15 protein-coding genes and 3 tRNA genes are annotated in these 19,638 nt (G+C 46.8%); 7 read left to right on the top strand and 11 right to left on the bottom strand.

Going from position 1 to position 19,638, the window contains the following annotated elements:
* Positions 1-17: 17 nt before the first annotated feature.
* Complete coding sequence (locus ACZ5EJ_RS00090; RefSeq protein WP_011633269.1) at positions 18-1,517, bottom strand: sensor histidine kinase; 1,500 nt, start codon at positions 1,515-1,517, stop codon at positions 18-20.
* A 126-nt stretch (positions 1,518-1,643) separates the two neighbouring features.
* Between ACZ5EJ_RS00090 and ACZ5EJ_RS00085 the strand changes: the two genes are divergently transcribed.
* The 7 genes from ACZ5EJ_RS00085 (at position 1,644) to mfd (ending at position 11,602) form a co-directional block, all read left to right on the top strand.
* Positions 1,644-2,246 (top strand): anthranilate synthase component II, encoded by a 603-nt coding sequence (locus tag ACZ5EJ_RS00085; RefSeq protein WP_011633268.1) that lies wholly within the window; start codon positions 1,644-1,646, stop codon positions 2,244-2,246.
* Positions 2,243-3,268: an anthranilate phosphoribosyltransferase gene (trpD, locus tag ACZ5EJ_RS00080; RefSeq protein ID WP_011633267.1), complete on the top strand. Its 1,026-nt coding sequence runs from the start codon at positions 2,243-2,245 to the stop codon at positions 3,266-3,268. The genes ACZ5EJ_RS00085 and trpD overlap by 4 nt, the downstream gene beginning before the upstream one ends.
* A 10-nt stretch (positions 3,269-3,278) precedes the next feature.
* Positions 3,279-4,199, top strand: a complete 921-nt coding sequence (locus tag ACZ5EJ_RS00075) for an indole-3-glycerol phosphate synthase TrpC (protein ID WP_011633266.1) — start codon at positions 3,279-3,281, stop codon at positions 4,197-4,199.
* Positions 4,200-4,286: 87 nt separating this feature from the next.
* The gene (locus ACZ5EJ_RS00070; protein WP_011633265.1) at positions 4,287-4,883 is read left to right on the top strand and encodes a cytochrome P460 family protein; all 597 of its coding nucleotides are present in this window, start codon (positions 4,287-4,289) and stop codon (positions 4,881-4,883) included.
* Positions 4,884-5,074: 191 nt separating this feature from the next.
* Positions 5,075-6,838, top strand: a complete 1,764-nt coding sequence (recJ, locus tag ACZ5EJ_RS00065; RefSeq protein WP_041353396.1) for a single-stranded-DNA-specific exonuclease RecJ — start codon at positions 5,075-5,077, stop codon at positions 6,836-6,838.
* Positions 6,831-8,111 (top strand): MgtC/SapB family protein, encoded by a 1,281-nt coding sequence (locus ACZ5EJ_RS00060; RefSeq protein WP_074456193.1) that lies wholly within the window; start codon positions 6,831-6,833, stop codon positions 8,109-8,111. Before recJ ends, ACZ5EJ_RS00060 begins: the two co-directional genes overlap by 8 nt.
* A 26-nt stretch (positions 8,112-8,137) precedes the next feature.
* Positions 8,138-11,602, top strand: a complete 3,465-nt coding sequence (gene mfd, locus ACZ5EJ_RS00055; RefSeq protein ID WP_074456192.1) for a transcription-repair coupling factor — start codon at positions 8,138-8,140, stop codon at positions 11,600-11,602.
* A gap of 19 nt (positions 11,603-11,621) precedes the next feature.
* On the opposite strand, the gene ACZ5EJ_RS00050 is transcribed toward mfd, so the two are convergent.
* The 10 genes from ACZ5EJ_RS00050 to dnaA form a co-directional block, all read right to left on the bottom strand.
* Complete coding sequence (locus ACZ5EJ_RS00050) at positions 11,622-11,984, bottom strand: exosortase system-associated protein, TIGR04073 family (protein WP_011633261.1); 363 nt, start codon at positions 11,982-11,984, stop codon at positions 11,622-11,624.
* 71 nt (positions 11,985-12,055) lie between these two features.
* On the bottom strand, positions 12,056-12,379 hold the full coding sequence (fdxA, locus tag ACZ5EJ_RS00045; protein ID WP_011633260.1) for a ferredoxin FdxA: 324 nt from the start codon (positions 12,377-12,379) through the stop codon (positions 12,056-12,058).
* A 212-nt stretch (positions 12,380-12,591) separates the two neighbouring features.
* Positions 12,592-12,680 (bottom strand) — tRNA-Leu (locus ACZ5EJ_RS00040).
* A 25-nt stretch (positions 12,681-12,705) separates the two neighbouring features.
* A tRNA-Cys gene (locus tag ACZ5EJ_RS00035) sits at positions 12,706-12,779 on the bottom strand.
* A gap of 105 nt (positions 12,780-12,884) precedes the next feature.
* A tRNA-Gly gene (locus ACZ5EJ_RS00030) sits at positions 12,885-12,960 on the bottom strand.
* A 134-nt stretch (positions 12,961-13,094) separates the two neighbouring features.
* Positions 13,095-13,826: a pseudouridine synthase gene (locus ACZ5EJ_RS00025; RefSeq protein WP_011633143.1), complete on the bottom strand. Its 732-nt coding sequence runs from the start codon at positions 13,824-13,826 to the stop codon at positions 13,095-13,097.
* Positions 13,827-13,881: 55 nt separating this feature from the next.
* Positions 13,882-14,325 carry a YbaN family protein gene (locus ACZ5EJ_RS00020; RefSeq protein WP_011633142.1) on the bottom strand — a complete coding sequence of 148 codons (444 nt, stop codon included), beginning with the start codon at positions 14,323-14,325 and terminating at the stop codon, positions 13,882-13,884.
* A gap of 20 nt (positions 14,326-14,345) precedes the next feature.
* Positions 14,346-16,775 (bottom strand): DNA topoisomerase (ATP-hydrolyzing) subunit B, encoded by a 2,430-nt coding sequence (gyrB, locus tag ACZ5EJ_RS00015; protein ID WP_464557210.1) that lies wholly within the window; start codon positions 16,773-16,775, stop codon positions 14,346-14,348.
* A gap of 57 nt (positions 16,776-16,832) precedes the next feature.
* Positions 16,833-17,954, bottom strand: coding sequence for a DNA polymerase III subunit beta (gene dnaN, locus ACZ5EJ_RS00010; RefSeq protein WP_011633140.1), 1,122 nt, complete (start codon positions 17,952-17,954; stop codon positions 16,833-16,835).
* Positions 17,955-18,158: 204 nt separating this feature from the next.
* Positions 18,159-19,538: a chromosomal replication initiator protein DnaA gene (gene dnaA, locus ACZ5EJ_RS00005; RefSeq protein WP_011633139.1), complete on the bottom strand. Its 1,380-nt coding sequence runs from the start codon at positions 19,536-19,538 to the stop codon at positions 18,159-18,161.
* Between the last annotated feature and the right edge of the window lie 100 nt (positions 19,539-19,638).

Below are 19,638 nucleotides of genomic sequence, written 5' to 3'. Positions count from 1 at the left end.
TAATTTACAAATTGTTTTCATGATGTGGATTCAGAACTGTTGGTGGGCAGTGTTAATCGAAAATGTGCGCCACATTTTCCGGTATCCCGAACAAGTTCGATATTTCCTCCATGTGCGACGGCATATTCCTTCGCAATCGCCAGGCCGAGGCCCGTGCCCTTGGCATGATTTTCAGGCGTATTGCGCCCCTGGTAGAACGGCTCAAATATCCGATCTCCATCAGCATTATCAACACCTGGGCCGAAATCCATAATGTCGATCTGCACCTTGTTTTCATCACACAAAGCAGTAATTTCAATGTGACCATATGCCGAAGAAAATTTGACGGCATTGGAAAGTAGGTTATCAAGCATGATGTCCAGCTTCTGTTTGTCACACTCCAGAAATAACTCCGGGCAATTCAGGTTAATTGTAAGGCTTTTGCTCAAGATGGAAAGATTTTGCGCTTGAATAACTGAATTTATCATTTTTTCCAAATTAACATTCTGTTTGGCAAGCGTAATGATCTCCGCCTGGAGCGCGCTGAAATTGAGCAAATCTTCTATACGTTTTTGCAATTGTATGCTGCTGGTATGAAGAATCCCGGCAATGAGCTGTTGTTTCCGGTTGAGATTGCCCGTCACCCCCTCAGCCAAAAGATCAGCGCCTTCCCGAATTGCTGTCAGGGGTGTTTTCAGCTCATGGGAAATATGGCGAAAGAACTGTATTTTCTGGTTCTCCAGCTTGAGCAGGCGCTGTCGCAGCCAGTCCAAACGTTCCCCAATGTAGGTGAGGTTTTGCGGCCCGTTGACACGGATTGGTCGGGAAAGATTACCACGCCCCATTTGAGCAATTGCTTCATCAATCTGGCGGACGGGACGAGCAATAAATACGGAAAAAACCAGTGCCAGAAAAATAACCAGTGGAACCAGAATCAGTAACTCCCATTCAACCAGTGAGCGGGTTTGTGTGGCAATCTCACTTACATTACCGACACTTTGCCCGATCATACGAAAACTGTTGGTTGAAAATTCCTGGGCAAGGTCGAGCAAAGAAGCGAAACGTTCAAGCAGATACTGTAAATCCTGCGGGTGTTCTTTCAGATCCAGTATTTCCCGAAAAATTCCAGTTTCCAGTAGCCGCAGCTTTTCCAGTGGAAGCTGTTGTTCCGGATACGTGGAAATAATGGAGAGGTGATTGGTAATGTTTTCAAACTTGGTGTGCGCAATAAAATAGCCTTCTAGCAGAGTTGCATCATCCAGCACCAGCGCATGTTGCACACTACGCTCCATCGCCATGATTTCACCAATAATAACCCCGGTACCATTGGTAATCTGGGTGGCTTGATAAACATTGTATCGGCTTTGTTCGGATAGCTGATCAATACGTATGGCACTGTATATCAGCGCACTGATCAGAGGCAAGCCGACAATTGAAAATCCAAGCAGGATTAGAGCCAGAAATGATTTCGGTTTATATCTGGATCTGTTTTCCCGGTGTATTCGCTCAGAAGATGAAACATCTGTAGAAATTTTCATATATCAGGTTTACCTTTCGTGCGACCTGGGCGAAAATACCTGAGTAGAAAGATTATGGCCATTTTCACGCATTGATTCTCTGCACAGCAATTTTTCCCCGGATATTAAATAACCATTGTACTCGCCATGTTGCTGATGATTGATAATTACGATTCCTTTACCTACAACCTAGTGCAATATCTGGGTGAACTCGGTGAGGAAATTACGGTTGTTCGAAACGATGAAATTTCGCTAGATGCAGTTCAGCAGTTGAATCCAGCCGGCATCGTTATTTCACCAGGCCCATGCACACCGGATGAAGCGGGTGTTTCTATGGAATTGATCACCCGGTTTAGTGGAAAAATTCCCATATTGGGAGTGTGTCTTGGTCATCAAAGTATCGGCCAGGCTTTCGGTGGGCGGATTGTACGTGCCGAAAAAGTCATGCATGGTAAAACATCGCCGGTTTTTCATGATGGTCGGGGCGTTTTCCAGGGAATTGCCAGTCCGTTCATGGCAACCCGCTATCATTCACTAATTATCGAACCATCAAGTATACCTGACTGTCTTGCTATCTCCGCTTGGACTGAAGAAGGCGAAATTATGGGCGTGCGACACCGTACGTTGCCAGTCGAAGGTGTGCAATTTCATCCAGAATCGGTTTTAAGTGAACATGGTCATCAGCTGCTCAAAAATTTTCTGCGCGAACATCATATTCAAGACCATTCATCAAAACTGTGCGAAGCGTGAAACCACAAGCTATTCTCGCTCGAATCCTGGAGCAGCGCGAAACTCCTTATGAGGAAATGGTTGAGCTGATGCGCGCAATCATGTCAGGAAACGTTTCACCGGCAATGACTGCTGCCCTGATGACGGGTTTACGCATGAAACGTGAGAGCATCGGTGAAATTACTGCAGCGGCTCAAGTCATGCGTGAACTGGCTTTGCACATTGAAGTGGCCGATTCAGTCAATCTGGTCGATACCTGCGGTACCGGTGGGGATGGATGCAATACCTTCAATATTTCAACAGCTTCCGCCTTTGTGGCTGCTGCTGCAGATGCACAGGTAGCCAAACACGGCGGACGTTCTGTTTCGAGCAAAGCGGGCAGTGCAGATGTACTAGAAGCAATCGGCATCCATCTTAATCAAACGCCTGACCAAATTGCCCAATCCATTACCGAAGTTGGCATTGGTTTTATGTTTGCTCCTAATTTTCATCATGCCATGAAACATGCGGCTCCCGTTCGTCGAGAGCTGGGTGTGCGCACGTTATTCAACATCCTGGGGCCGTTAACCAATCCTGCAGGTGCTAAAAACCAGTTGTTGGGTGTATTCAATGAAGATCTGACCGGGATATTGGCACAGGCCTTGCTCCGGCTGGGAAGCCAGCACGCAATGATCGTCCATGGCAGCGATGGGCTGGATGAAATTACCATTTCCGGCCCAACCAAAATTGCTGAACTCAAGGAGGGAGAAATCCGGGAATATACGGTGCAGCCGGAAGATTTCGGATTGGAACGTACCGCAATAGAATCTCTGCAGGTAAATAGTACGGATGATGCACGAGTAATGCTTCTGTCTGTGCTGGATAATCATCCCGGACCTGCCAGAGATATTGTTCTACTCAATGCAGGCGCAGCAATTTATGTCGCTGGAAAAGCTGATTCCTGGGCCGAAGGGGTGGAAATTGCCCGTGACAAGCTGGCCAGTGGTGCTGCCAAAGAAAAAATGCTGGCATTAATCAAATTCTCCAATCAGTTAACCCATTAATTAGTTTTGCATGTCAGATATTCTTGATCGCATCCTCGCCGTAAAAAAGCAGGAGATTTCAGCTACCCAAACACAAAAATCACTGGATAAAATTCATGACGAAGCACGGGCAGTACCCGCTCCACGTGATTTTCTCCAGGCCATACGCAGCCGGATTAATCAAAACCACGCTGCTGTCATTGCAGAGATCAAACGGGCCAGCCCAAGCAAGGGCTTATTGCGCGGACAAACAGAGTCACAAAATGTTTCTGGATCAGGACATGTGGGAAATTTATCCGGGCGGAATCCGATCCTGGAAGATTTTATCCCGACAGACATTGCAGCCAGTTACGCCAGAAACGGGGCGGCCTGTCTATCCGTGCTGACGGATGAGCAGTTCTTCATGGGCAATGCTGATTTTTTACGGCAGGCACGCGCTGCTTGTGATTTACCGGTGCTGCGCAAGGATTTTATGTTAGACGAATATCAGGTCTACGAAGCGCGTGCCATGGGTGCCGATTGTATTCTGCTGATCGTTGCAGCCTTTTTTTCACCCATTTTTCAACATGATTCCGCTATCAATCAAGGTGACAGTGCACTCGAACGGATGCACAAACTGGAAACCATTGCACAGGAACTGGGCATGGCCGTACTGGTGGAAGTGCATAACGCAGATGAGCTTGATCTCGCATTACAATTGTCCACACCATTGATCGGAATCAACAACCGTAATCTGAAAACGTTTGAAACCACACTGGATACGACCTTGCAGCTGGTCAAACATATCCCGTCCGGACGAATTATCGTTACCGAAAGTGGCATTCGTACACCAGCTGATGTAGAAATGATGCTATCTCATTGCATCCACACTTTTCTGATCGGGGAAACCTTCATGCGCGCACCGGACCCTGGTGTTGCGCTGGCAAACCTGTTCACAACAAATCTGGCGTAAACTGCGCCGCACCTGCCGACCGGATAAGCATCTTCCCGATCGGGATGAAATAATTATGTTATCAACATCAACTAAAAGGAGATCTTCATGAACTTTAAAAAACAACTGGTGAGTAGCTTGAGTGGTCTGGTTTTTTCTGCCGTGATGGTCAGCGGTACGTTGGCAGCAAGTATGGCCGAATTTAATGATAAGGGAGAGCTGCTGTTACCAAAAAATTATCGTGAATGGGTAATGGTCGGTACTCAGGTGACACCCGACGAACTGAATGACGGAAAAGCACCCTTTACCGAAATCAGAACCGTTTACATTGATCCTGAAAGCTATGCCCACTGGAAAAAAACAGGGGAATTCCGGGATGGCGCCATGACCGTAAAAGAGCTGATCAGCGTTGGCGGCCGCAAAGGCCCGGGCAGCGGTAATGGCTATTTCATGGGCGACTATATCGGCCTGGAAGCATCCGTCAAGGATTCAAAACGCTTCCCAGATGAACCAGGAAACTGGGCTTTCTACATTTTCTATGTGCCTGGTACACCGCTGGTTACCGCAGCGAAAAACTTGCCTACGGCTGAGTGTGCTGCATGTCACAAGGAAAATGCCAAGACAGATATGGTTTACACACAGTTTTATCCGGTACTGCGTGCAGCCAAAGCAACCGGCGAATCAGGTGTGGTTGCACCGAAGTAAGTTCTGATACCCACCCATCTGACAGGAGTATTTTCGGCGGTAATTCATCCGCAATCGAAATACTCCTGTCCCTTTTACTTCCTTTTCCCGGGATTGATACTGATTTCTTGATATAGCAAAACCCACCTCCTCCAGCTTGCAAACTGTTTCTTCAAACCGGCTTATTGCAACCCGGTGATAACATATTGGTCATGACTAATATTATTATCCGCAAGTTTCCCTCTCACGCATACGAAACCCTCACTGCACACGGCCTGCCATCGGTACTTGCACGTATTTTTGCTGCACGTGGCATAGAAAAACCGAATCAGCTCGATACAACATTTTCCCACATGGCATCATTTCAGCAACTAAAAAATATCAGGCAAATTGCAGTTTTACTAGCCGATGCGATTGCAGCAAAAAAGCGTTTACTTGTCATTGCCGACTACGATACAGACGGCGCAACTGCTTGTGCAGTCGCCTTGCGCGCATTAAGCCAGTTTGGTGCTGTGGTGGATTATCTTGTACCCAATCGTTTTGAATACGGCTATGGGCTGACACCGGAAATCGTGCAGCTGGCAGCAAATTGCAATCCTCCTCCCGCAATCCTGATTACTGTGGATAACGGCATTGCCAGCGTGGAGGGCGTTGCGGAAGCAAACCGGCTGGGCATGCAGGTATTTATCACTGATCATCATCTGCCTGGAGATCAACTGCCAGAGGCAGCGGTTATCGTTAATCCCAACCAGCCAGGATGTGATTTTCCTGATAAACATATTGCCGGAGTTGGCGTAATTTTTTACGTAATGCTGGCGTTACGAGCAGAACTGCGTGAACGAGGATCCTTCATTGCGACAGGTAAAGAACCCAATCTGGCCAACCTGCTTGATCTGGTGGCATTGGGCACCGTTGCCGATGTGGTCAGGCTGGAAGGAACCAACCGCATCCTGGTACAGCAAGGATTGCAGCGAATCCGCAGCGGCCATTGCTGTGCTGGTATTCATGCGTTGTTCAAGGTAGCTGGGCGTGATTTCAGTCGCGTCACCACTTATGAGCTGGGATTTATTCTTGCCCCCAGATTAAATGCTGCCGGACGGCTGGATGATATGTCACTAGGAATCGAATGTTTACTGGCCGAAGATGAATCCCGTGCCCTGCATCTGGCCAGCGAGCTGGATGAACTGAACCGCCAGCGTCGTGAAATCGAGGCAGGCATGCAGGATGAAGCGATGAGCAAGCTGGAAGGGGTGATAAATATGCTTGATCAGTTCGATGCGCCAGCCAATAACAGGGTGCACCCTGTTTACAGCCTGTGTTTGTACGATTCAGATTGGCATCAGGGTGTTATCGGCCTGATTGCATCGCGCATCAAAGACAGATTGCATCGACCGGTTATCGTGTTTGCACAGGGAAATAATGGGGAAATCAAAGGTTCCGGCAGATCAATTCCGGGCTTGCATTTGCGCGATGCACTGGATCTGGTTACAAAACGTCACCCAGGATTAATCGTCAAATTTGGTGGCCATGCTATGGCTGCCGGTCTGACAGTACATGCACAGCATTTTGAACAATTTCGCGCAGTATTCGAGCAAGTTGCGCAGTCACTGCTGACGCCTGTCGATTTGATACAAGTAATTGAAACCGATGGTGAACTGGAAGAAAGAGATCTGACTCTGGAACTGGCACAATATCTGACCAATCAAGTCTGGGGACAAGGTTTTCCTGAACCCAGTTTCAACGGCCGCTTCCGGGTTGAAAATCAACGAATTGTAGGAGAAAAACATTTGAAACTGAAGCTGCGCAAAGCTGGCGCCAGCCGGATATATGATGGCATTCTGTTTTTTCATACTGAACGTTTGCCAGCCGAGATTGACGCTGTCTACCGGGTGCAGCTGAACGAATATAACGGAAGCACTCGTATGCAGTTACTACTTGAACACTGGTTTGGATCTGGTTGCGCACAATATGGATGAACTATTTTTTCCTGAACATGAGCGGGTTTATCTGGTTGAATTTGCCACCAGTATGGCGATTGGCTTGCTCATCGGTCTGGAGCGTGAACGGCATCCAGCAGCCAAAGCGGGGTTACGCACTTTTGCCCTGGTGGCCATGTTCGGCACGCTGGCCGCCGTGCTATCGGATAAGGTGCAAACACCCTGGCTGCTAATCAGCGGATTGTTGCTAACCGGAATCATGATGATTTCATCCTACCGGGATAAACGGGAAAAACAGAAGGATCCAGGTACCACCACAATTGCTGCGATACTGATCTGCTACGGATTGGGAGCTTTGGTATGGTATGAAGAATCAATATTGGCAGTTATGCTTGCCATTATCACAACTATACTGCTTTATTTTAAAACCGAGCTTCAGGGAATTTCACAAAACCTGAGCCGAAAGGATCTGATTTCGATACTGCAATTCGCGGTACTCAGCTTCATTATCCTGCCCATTTTGCCTGATAAGGATTATGGTCCCTTCAACGCATTCAATCCTTATCAGATATGGCTGATGATCGTACTGATCTCTGGCATTAGCCTGGCTGGCTATATTGCATTACGTTTCGTCGGTCAGCGTCATGGTGCTGTTCTGCTGGGTGTGCTGGGAGGACTGGTTTCCAGTACGGCTACCACGATGGTGTTTACGCGCCATAACGGAGATAAGCCTGATCTGATCAATACGGCAGTTATTGTAATTTTACTGGCCAATTTGGTTGTACTGGTCAGGCTTGCATTGATTACCGAGATCATTTCTCCAACTATTTTTCCCTACCTTACGCCCATTCTGGGTGGCGGTCTTTTTTTGGGATTAATCGCTTCAGTATTCAGGTGGCGTGAATTTAGCCAGCAGCAAGCTGTTCCAATGCCGGATACCAAAAATCCGACAGAAATCTCGATCGCCGTAAGATTTGGCCTGCTTTACGCGGCAGTATTGTTTCTTTCCGGCTGGTTATCAGAGATCGCCGGCAATAGCGGATTATACGCTGTGGCCATTATTTCTGGGCTAACCAATGTGGATGCGATCACACTGAGCAGCTTACGTTTGTACGAGATGGGTCAACTGGAAATCATCGAAGTTGTGATCGCAATTACGCTCGGAGTAATTGCCAATCTCATTTTCAAGCTGGGACTAATATTTTTTACCGGAAACATTGTACTGGCCAAACGATGTTTCCTGGGAACAATAGCTACCATTATCGGTCTGGTTGGTGCATTTTTCCTGGCTTCACATCTGGCATATTTCTGAACAATCCAAACTCCGTTTGTAAAACCATGTCATCCAAACCAATCAAAATTCGTCCAGGACATCTACAACGTTACACTGGTTTTGTAGGGTCCAGTGATGCCTGTGCCCTGGCACAACTGGCAAACCAGCAGAATCAGGACAACCAGCTGTTGGCTGTTATCACCGCCAATGCACAGGATGCACGAAGATTACTTGAGGAAATCCCTTTTTTTGCACCCGATTTGCGTGTGAGTTTATTGCCGGACTGGGAAACTTTACCTTACGATGTTTTTTCCCCACACCATGATCTGATTTCAGAACGCCTGGCTACTTTTCACCAGATTGTAAACAATGCCTGCGACGTATTGATCGTACCGGTTACAACTGCGTTATACAGAATGCCGCCACGAGAGTTTCTGGCAGCGTATTCGTTCTTCATCAAACAAAAAAGTACATTGGATTTGCAGTCATTTCGCAGCCAGATGTCGTTGGCTGGCTATTCCCATGTTTCACAAGTAATTTCGCCGGGAGAATACAGTATTCGCGGAGGGTTGATCGACCTGTTTCCCATGGGGAGCCCGCTTCCTTATCGTATTGATCTGTTCGATGATGAAATTGAATCCATACGTACATTCGATGCGGATACCCAGCGCAGTATTTATCCAGTCAATGAAATCCGGCTGTTACCGGCACGAGAATTTCCCCTCGACGATACCGGGCGCAGTCGTTTCCGTACCGGCTTCCGGGAAAAATTTGAGGGAGATCCAACACGCAGCTGGCTGTATCAGGAAATCAGCAAGGGAAATATTCCTGCCGGAATTGAATATTACCTGCCACTTTTTTTTGAACAGACTGCTACATTATTTGATTATTTACCACAGCATTCCACGCTATGCCTGCACGGTGAAATTGCATCCACCATTGAAAATTTCTGGCAGGATACCCGATCACGCTTTCAGCTGATGCGCAGTGATATTGATCGCCCCTTACTTCCCCCCGCTGATCTGTTTTTGCTGGAAGATCAGTTTTACGGCTACCTCAAAGCATATAGTCGGATAGAAATACAGGGCGGTGATCAGCAAACAATTAGTGAGCCGTTTTCTCTTCCTCTTCCATCTGTGCGGGTAGATCGTCGTGCTGCCGACCCAATCGAGCAGTTAACCACTTTTATCAGCACATTTACGCAGGACGGGGGCCGGATTTTACTGCTGGCAGAAAGCCTGGGGCGGCGCGAGCTGATGGCCGAATACTTGCGTGAATATGGCCTGCAATTAAAACTCTGCGAAGACTATGCTGCTTTTCAATCGGATCACACGCTCTGCATGCTCGGTGTGGCGGCCTTGCACAATGGTTTTATTCTGGCTGCAGAAAAACTGGCACTGATCACTGAAACCGAGCTGTATGCTACCCATGTACGCGGACAGCGCGCGCGCGATGCACGCAAAACCACTTCTGCTGATTCCATTTTGCGTGATCTGTCTGAAATCAAACCCGGCAATCCAGTGGTGCACGAACAACATGGTATCGGCCGTTATCTCGGCTTGGTAAGTATGGATGCTGGCGAGAATAATTCAGACCAATCTGACGAATTCCTCGCGCTGGAATATCAGGGAGGAGACAAGCTGTATGTACCGGTCACACAGCTTCATCTTATCAGCCGCTACAGCGGTGCTGCGCCGGAGGAGGCTCCTTTGCACAAGCTGGGAAGTGGCCAATGGGAAAAAGCCAAGCGCAAGGCGATGCAACAGGTACGCGATACCGCTGCTGAGCTGCTGAATCTGTATGCACAGCGTGCCGCCCGCAAAGGCCATACATTTCGCCTTAATCAACATGATTACAATGTCTTCGCAGACGGCTTTGGTTTTGAGGAAACACCAGATCAGGCTGCCGCCATTCATGCGGTCATTCAGGATATGGTTTCCGGAAAGCCAATGGATCGACTGATTTGTGGAGATGTTGGCTTCGGCAAGACTGAAGTCGCCTTGCGCGCTGCTTTCATTGCGATCGCAGATGGCAAGCAGGTTGCGATTTTGGTGCCAACCACGCTGCTGGCAGAGCAGCATTATCAGAGTTTCTCTGATCGCTTCGGGCTGATTGCCGACCAATGGCCGGTAAAAATTGCTGAGCTTTCACGTTTCCGTTCGACCAAAGAACAATCCGAAGCGCTGCAAAGCTTGGCGCAAGGAACAACCGATATTATTATCGGAACACATAAGCTGATTCAGGACAAGGTCAAATTCAAAAACCTGGGGCTGGTTATCATCGATGAAGAACATCGTTTCGGTGTGCGCCAGAAGGAACAACTCAAGAAATTACGTGCTGAAGTAGATGTACTAACACTGACTGCAACGCCAATTCCACGCACACTGGCAATGTCGCTTGAAGGTCTCAGGGATTTTTCAGTTATCGCTACTGCTCCCCAGAGAAGATTGGCAATCCGGACATTCGTACACCCTTACACAGAGGGAATCATTCGCGAAGCCTGCCTGCGCGAACTGAAACGTGGTGGACAAATCTATTTTCTCTACAATGAGGTCAGCACCATTCAGAACATGTATACCAAGCTGATCAAACTGCTGCCAGAAGCAAAAATAAACATTGCACATGGGCAAATGCGGGAAAGCGAGTTGGAACATGTTATGCGTGATTTTTATCAGCAGCGTTTCAATATGCTGCTGTGTACGACCATCATTGAAACAGGAATTGATGTTCCCACCGCCAATACGATTATTATCCATCGCGCTGATAAGTTCGGCCTGGCACAGTTACATCAGTTGCGCGGCAGGGTGGGCCGTTCGCACCATCAAGCGTATGCCTATTTGCTGACACCGGAAAAAGCAGCACTGACAATACAGGCAATCAGACGACTGGAAGCCATTCAGGCAATGGAAGAGCTTGGATCCGGTTTTTATCTGGCCATGCATGACCTGGAGATTCGTGGTGCAGGTGCAGTGTTGGGGGATTCACAAAGTGGCGAGATGCAAGAGGTCGGATTTAGCCTTTACAATTCGTTACTGGATGCGGCGATTAAATCATTGAAAGCAGGTCATGAGCCGGATATGCAGCAACCTCTCGGTATTTCAACGGAGGTTAGGCTGCATGTTCCTGCACTACTGCCAGAAAATTACTGTAACAATATTCATGAACGGCTCGTTCTGTACAAGCGCATGGCGGGTTGCAGCGATGAGGCGGAGCTGGATGAGATTCACCAGGAGTTGATTGATCGCTTTGGCCTGTTACCTGATCCAGCCCGTGCATTACTGGACAGTCACCGACTACGCATTGAAGCCAAAAAAATGGGTATTACGCGTATTGACGCAAGCCAAGATAGTATTCAGTTACAGTTTGTAACTGATCCACCGATCGAAGCTATAAAAATCATTCAGCTTATCCAAAGTGGTAAGGAATACAGTATGTCCGGGCCTGATCGCTTGATCATCCGGGCGCAAATCCCGGATATCGGAGAGCGGATAAAGAAAATCAGGAAATTGATGACGGAATTGAAAAACTGAAGCAGGCAGGCAATAAAAATTACCCGTAGGTAGTTTCTTTATCAAAATCTTGCCAGATATAAGGCGGGCGAACAGTCGGTCGAGTGGGAATAAGAAAGGTTGCTGCATCCAGTGCGCCAAATACAGTGCGTCCAATGGTATGCAGGATACCGGTCAAAAAACCGATAGTCACCCCGTATGCAGCACCGTCCCGCTGAGTGGCAAGAATCACGTTTTTGGGAAGTTCAACAAAACCGGTTGCTGCGTTAGCAATACCGTTAACCAGTTTTTCACTTGCTGCGGCCGGATAGCTTTGTGCTGAACCATGCTCTGCCATGACAGTCTGCGGAAGTACACAAAGCAGCATCAGAAAAAAAATCCATATAATCGAAGTTTTCATCATTCACGTCTCCTTGACCGTTTTGTTATATGTGATTGTGATGATGATTAACGGCTTTGCGATTGCAACCTTTATCAGCGTTCCAGATGATCCAGTTTGTCTGTGACAGACGCCCATTCATCTGCATCCGGCAGTGCATCTTTCTTCTCGATAATCGGTTCCCAGATTTTGGATAACTCCGCATTGAGTGCGATGAACCGTCGCTGATCTTCAGCAACGTCATCTTCTGCATAAATTGCTTCCACCGGGCATTCCGCCACACACAGCGTACAATCGATACATTCATCCGGATCGATTACCAGAAAATTGGGGCCCTCACGAAAGCAATCCACAGGGCACACGTCAACACAATCGGTATATTTACATTTGATACAACTTTCAGTCACTACATAAGTCATGATGGTATTTTGTCCTCGAACGGCACTTCCTATAACGAATCTGTAATTTTATCAGAATCCGGGTGAATTCCACTACCACACAGCAAAATTGCGGGTTATTCCATTATTTCGACAATTGTGACGGGCATGCTGTTTTTACAGAACGTTTTACTACCGATCGTGCTGATAATCCAGCGCATACCAGAATACTCAGTAAGTACGCTGTGACTTCCTGGTGCCCGGGGCCGGAATCGAACCGGCATGGACGTTTATGTCCGAGGGATTTTAAGTCCCTTGTGTCTACCAATTTCACCACCCGGGCAATTACGAAGCACTTCTGATATGTATGGAGGCGGGGGTCGGAATCGAACCGGCGTAGACGGCTTTGCAGGCCGCTGCATAACCACTCTGCCACCCCGCCATGAACCGTTTGATAAGCGTCGCTTACTTTACGACGCCAAGCATGGAAATTTGACGTGGACCAAGAAACGCCGGAATATGCAGAACACAGCATAAAACAATAAAATGGAGCGGGAAACGAGACTCGAACTCGCGACCCCGACCTTGGCAAGGTCGTGCTCTACCAACTGAGCTATTCCCGCAAACTACAACGGACTAATAAACTTGGATTTGCCTCTCGACAGACGGGTGATTATAGAGACCCCTTCAAATTTGTCAAGAATTATGGCTTTGATAATAATTGTTTTGATTGAAACTAACTCGGGATCCAGGACATTCAAAACAATTCGTTCTTGCCAAGATAGCGCCATTTTCCTTCTGGCAGGTCAGCCAATCTGATCTGGCCAATCCGGACACGTTTTAATCCGGACACGTTTAAACCAACCAACTCACACATCCGCCGGATTTGCCGCTTTTTACCTTCCTGCAGGATAAAACGAAGCTGATCTTGATTTAAGAGACTCACCTTGGCGGGTTTTAATACTTGGCCGTCGAGCTGCAAACCATGATTGAGTAATGCCAGCCCTTTGCGCGTCAGATTGCCGATTACCCGTACCAGATATTCCTTTTCAATTCGCGAATATTCTCCGATCAACTGTTTGGCAACACGGCCATCCTGAGTGAATACCAGCAATCCCTGTGAATCAATATCAAGCCGACCAGCCGGGGCAAGATTTTTAAGGTGTTGCGAAGTAAATTTCAGAGAAGAACGATCTCGATGAAAACGAGAATCGTGACAAATCAGACTGGCCGCTGGTTTATAGCCAAGCTCAGGCTGACCGGATACATAACCAACCGGTTTGTTCAACAAAATCGTTACTTGCTGATTCTGTTTGATCTGGGCTGTTCGATCAAGTGTGATTTCCTGCCAGGGATAAATCTTTGTCCCCAGTTCACGAGCCGGCTGTCCATCCACATAGACCCAACCTTGTTCGATATAAACATCTGCTTCCCTGCGCGAGCACATTCCCTGCGCGGACATCAGCTTGGACAAGCGAACTTTTTCCATCAATAAACAAACTGCTTATAGAACTACACATCATCAAAAACGTGAAATAGGTGTATTACTTGTTCTCATCCCGTACAGGCAAGCGCCAGATAAACGTAAACAGGATTACAGCCAGTAAAACCAACATACTTTTTAATCCCCAGGAAGAAACGATCAAAATCGAGCTGCCAAAGGATAACGACATCACCAGATATGCCCAACGCTTGACCTGGCGCGTCACACTGCGATATTCGCACCATTCGTAAATAATCGGTCCGGCGATACGATGACTGAGCAGATAGCCATGAAAACGCTCGGAGCTGCGCGCAAAACAGCCTGCCGCCAGTAAAACAAATGGTGTTGTTGGCAGTATGGGTAAAAATATGCCTAATATACCTATAAACAGGGCAGTTACACCGATACTCAAGTATAGCCAGCGCACGACAGGTGAATCATGCAGTTGAAGCAGGTTAATATTCGTTTGTGCCTGATTCATTGATTTATTAAATTCTGTCGACATAAAAAATCCTCAAAATTCACCTAAATGTCAATATTCCTTGCGCGAAGAGCATTACTTTCAATGAATGCCCGGCGAGGCTCGACCACATCGCCCATCAAGGTAGTGAAGATTTCATCGGTCAGGATACTATCCTCAATCTGTACACGTAACAGGAGGCGATTACTCGGATCCATCGTCGTTTCCCATAACTGCTCCGGATTCATTTCTCCCAGCCCCTTGTAACGCTGGATAGTAACACCCTTCTTGGCCTCCGCCAGCAACCATTCCAGAGCTTCCTTAAATTCCAGAATGGGTACTTCCTGTTCACCCCGCTTAACCTTCGCACCTTCACCGATCAGACCATGCAATATTTGTGCAGTTTGCCTGATCTTGGCGAAATCACCACTTTTCAGAAAATCAGTATCCAGATAACTAGTTCGAAGATTGCCGTGCTGTTTACGATTAATCCTGAGCTGGTAATTCTCAGAATCTTCATCGTATTCCGCAGTAATTTCAACATCATCCAGCAACGATGCCAATCTGACGGCGCTGTCTTGTGCACTGGCTTCTGAACTTAGATCGATATTAGGTTGCTTAAGTAGCGCATACATCACAGCCCGATCAATCAACTGGCTCATTCGTTCAATCACTGCCTCAGCTACCAGGTATTCATCTGCAATCTTTGCTAATGTTTCTCCGACAATCGGTGGATTATCCATCCCGGGATGCAGTTCTGCACCCACGAGCGCTAAACCAAGTATGTGGCGCTTGAGTTCATAATCATCCTTGAGATAACGTTCCTGCTTGCCATGTTTGATTTTGTACAAAGGTGGTTGCGCAATGTAAATGTGACCACGCTCAATCAATTCAGGCATTTGCCGGTAGAAAAAGGTCAGCAGCAGAGTCCGGATGTGCGATCCATCCACGTCCGCGTCAGTCATGATGATAATGCGATGGTAACGCAGTTTATCCGGGTTGTATTCATCCTTGCCGATGCCTGTTCCCAAAGCAGTTATAAGTGACACGATTTCCTGGGAGGAAATTAGCTTGTCAAAGCGGGATTTCTCGACGTTCAGGATTTTGCCTTTGAGCGGCATAATTGCCTGGAATTTACGATCACGTCCCTGTTTAGCAGAACCGCCGGCAGAATCTCCCTCCACCAGATAAAGCTCGCATAGTTTCGGGTCTTTTTCCTGACAGTCTGCCAGTTTTCCAGGCAAACCCATACTATCCAGGACGCCTTTTCTGCGTGTCAGTTCGCGGGCTTTTCTGGCAGCTTCCCGTGCTCTGGCAGCTTCAATAATCTTGTTGCAGATAATCTTTGCTTCATTGGGATTTTCCAGCATAAACTCTGAAAGTTTATGTGAAACAACTTCCTCAACCACCGGACGTACTTCGGATGAAACCAGTTTTTCCTTGGTTTGGGATGAAAACTTAGGTTCGAACAGCTTGATCGACAACACACAGGTCATCCCTTCTCGCATGTCATCACCCGTGGTATCAACCTTTGCTTTCTTGGCCAGCTCGTTTTTTTCTATATAGCTGTTGAGTGTGCGCGTCATCGCTGCACGCAATCCGGTCAGATGGGTGCCACCATCCTTCTGTGGGATGTTATTAGTGAAACACAGTACTTGTTCAGCATAACTGTCATTCCACTGCATTGCAATTTCGACAGTAATATCATCTTTCATTCCTTTCGCATAAAAGATGCTCGGGTGCAACACAGTTTTGGTACGGTTGATGTATTCGACGAAATTACGGATGCCACCGGAAAACGCAAAAGTCTCTTCCCGATTATCACGCCGGTCGACCAGCCTGATCCTGATTCCGTAATTAAGAAAGGAGAGTTCGCGCAATCGTCTGGCGAAGATATCGTAATGATAAGTTACATTACCAAATATCACTTGACTGGCGAGGAAGTGCACCTCTGTTCCGTGTTTATCGGTTTGGCCAGTAACTGCCAATGGAGCAACCGCTACGCCGTCCCGAAACTCTATCTGATGAACATTTCCCTTGCGGTAAATCGTCAGTCGTAACCATTCTGACAGCGCATTCACCACGGACACACCAACACCATGCAACCCGCCAGATACCTTGTAGGAATTGTCATCAAACTTGCCGCCCGCATGCAGCTCCGTCATGACAATTTCAGCAGCAGAACGTTTCTGCTCATCATCCTGCTTGATATCAGTAGGAATCCCGCGACCATTGTCCTGAACACTGATGGAGTTATCAGCATGGATAATTACGGAAATTTCATCACAGTAGCCTGCCAAGGCCTCGTCGATGGCATTATCGACAACCTCGAACACCATATGATGCAGCCCGGTGCCATCACTGGTATCACCAATATACATTCCGGGGCGCTTGCGAACAGCATCCAGTCCCTTCAGAATTTTAATGCTGTTCGAGTCGTAATCGCGTTGACTGCTCTCGGTATTTTTGGTGGACTCTGGCTGACTTGTATTCATATTTAAAGTTATCTCTTTTGTAATTCCGGTAAATCTGATAAGGCGAGCAGGTTTGTACTACTCGCGCATTGGCATTAGGACATGATTGAACTGATCATCATCCGGCAACGTAATTAATATAGCGCTTTGCATGTTCTCAAAAGAGCACCTGATATGCTCGCTATCCAGGTTGTTCAATACTTCCATCAGGTAAACGATATTAAAACTGGTATCAATTGTTTCATTTGAATAAACGATTTCAATTTCTTCCTGTGCTTCTTCCTGTTCCTTGTTTTTGGCGGATATATTCAGCTTTCCGTTCGTGATATTCAGATGAACGTTGCGAAATAAATCATTACTACTGGAAATAATCGCGGTGCGCTGCAGTGCGTGGAGGAAATCAAGACGATTTATATCGAACTGAAAAACACTGGTTTGCGGAATTGCACGTCTGAAATCGATAAATTTTCCTGAAATGACTTTCGACACTAACACAGCATCTGAAAAGTGGAAGCAGATCTTTTTTGAGTAAATTTCGACAATTACCGGTTTGTCACTATCTTCCAGCTGTCTGATCAGTTCCAACACCGTCTTGCGCGGGATAATTGTTTCCGATTTTTCAAACTGTCCATCCAGATCGAAAGAAGTTATCGCCAGTCTGTGCGTGTCAGTGGCTACCAGCATCAGCTTGTTGTCTTCGATCAGCAATAATGTCCCGTTCAGGTAATAACGCAGATCCTGCTGCGCCATGGCGTGTGATACCCGCTGCAGATGCTTTTTCAGTATTTGTTGTGTCAGTGTGAACGAGGCATCGCAACGCTCATTGTCCTTGGCCATTCTCGGAAAATCTTCAGCCGGAAGTAGTTGCAGACTAAAACGGCTTTTTCCAGAAACAATTTGTAACCGGTTTTCTGACCGGATCAGTTCGACTGGGGAACCAGATGGCAAAGCGCGCAATATGTCCTGTAATTTTCTGACAGAAACAGTCATTTGCAGTGAACCCTGATTTTCCAGTTCCGGAATATTGGAAGTTGCCTCGACTTCTATTTCCAGATCTGTTGTCACCAGTGCCAGTTTGCCATCCCTGATTGAAATCAGGACGTTTAAAAGTATGGGAAGCGTGTGTCTTCGTTCTACGATACCACTCACTGTTTGTAGTGGTTTGAACAGCAAATCCCGGTCGGATATTGTTAGTTTCATTTAATTTAAAAACTAAATAATAATAATTAAGCAGTGAAAAAAATAAGGATAAGTAACAAAATTACTTACATATTATATATTTACACGTTAAATTAATCCTGTATGATTTGAGTATAGCCTGTGGATGAATTGTGAACAAAATTTTCCAATCAGGATTTTATGCGAGTTATCCACAAAACATGCAGGGGTTATTGGCGTATTACGTCATCCACGCAGGATATGTATCAATGTACTGTAATCCCGGTTTATTCCGGGATCAGAAGCACGTAGTTCTACGATTTTACGATGGGCATGCAGTACAGTTGTATGGTCTCTTCCACCGAAAGCTTCGCCTATATCAGGCAGACTTAACTGAGTTAGTTCCTTGGCGATAGCCATTGCAACTTGTCTGGGTCGGGCGATAGCCCTGACACGTTTCTTTGAGTACATGTCGGCTACTTTTATTTTGTAGTAATCCGCTACGGTTTTCTGAATGTTTTCGATTGAAATCTGCCGATTTTGTATGGCTAGCAGATCCTTTAACGCTTCCTTGGCCAGATCAAGGGAAATCGGATGACCGGTAAAGCGTGAATACGCCAGAACCCGTTTTAGTGCGCCTTCCAGTTCCCGGACATTGGAACGGATATATTTAGCGATGAAAAAGGCGGTACTTTCGTCCAGTTCGATCTTCTCGATGAAAGCTTTTTTGAGCAGAATGGCTACGCGCATTTCGAGTTCGGGGGGTTCGATCGCCACGGTCAATCCCCAACCGAACCTTGATACCAAACGTTCCTCCAGCCCGGAAATCTCCTTCGGATAACAATCGGAAGTTATGATTACTTGCTTGTGTGCTTCGATTAATGCGTTGAAGGCGTAGAAAAATTCTTCCTGTGTCCGGTTTTTACCGCTGAAAAACTGAACATCATCCACCAGCAACAGATCAAGCGAATGATAGTAAAGCTTGAATTTATCGAATGACTTGTGCTGATAAGCACTGACGACATCCGATACATATTTTTCAGCATGGACATAGCGGATTTTGGCCCCGGCATCCAGTTCCATAACGTAATTGCCGACCGCATGCATCAGATGCGTTTTGCCTAATCCTACCCCCCCGTAAATAAACAAAGGGTTATAGGCAATACCTGGTCGTTCTGCTACCTGAATGGCCCCGGCACGTGCCAGCTGATTGGCCTTCCCGGTAACAAAGGCGTCAAAGGTAAAAGCAGGATTGAGCCGGCTGGGATTGGTTTTTCTGGCGGTGGTGCCATGCGCTTTATCTGTAGGTGGTTTCTTGTCTTCCTTGCTTTTCGGTTCAGGTGCCTTGATTGTTGCTGTTTTGATCTCGGCTGGATCTTTCAGCTCCAGTTTGAAATGGATTTTTTCATTGAAATGACCTTGTGCCATTTCGTCGATGCGGTTGACAAAATTATCCTTGATCCATTGCAATACAAAACGATTGGGAGCAATTAAGACCAGGGTATTTTCCACATCCGGACAGATTTCCAGCTTGAGCGGCTTGATCCAGGTATTAAACTGCTGTCCATTCAATTCCTGTTTGAAATGCTTAAGACAGAAATACCAGAAAGTCTCTATTTTCTGCATGACAAGTAGAAGAAATTAACCCGGATTTAGAAAAGTATTCCGGTGAAACTTGAAAAAAACTAGAGAGGAAAAACAAACAGTTAAGTGCGGTGTAAAAGCA

This window comes from Nitrosomonas sp. TNE100 (assembly GCF_055387135.1).
Note: the sequence above shows the minus strand (reverse complement) of the source record. Positions and strands in the feature narration are given on the sequence as shown.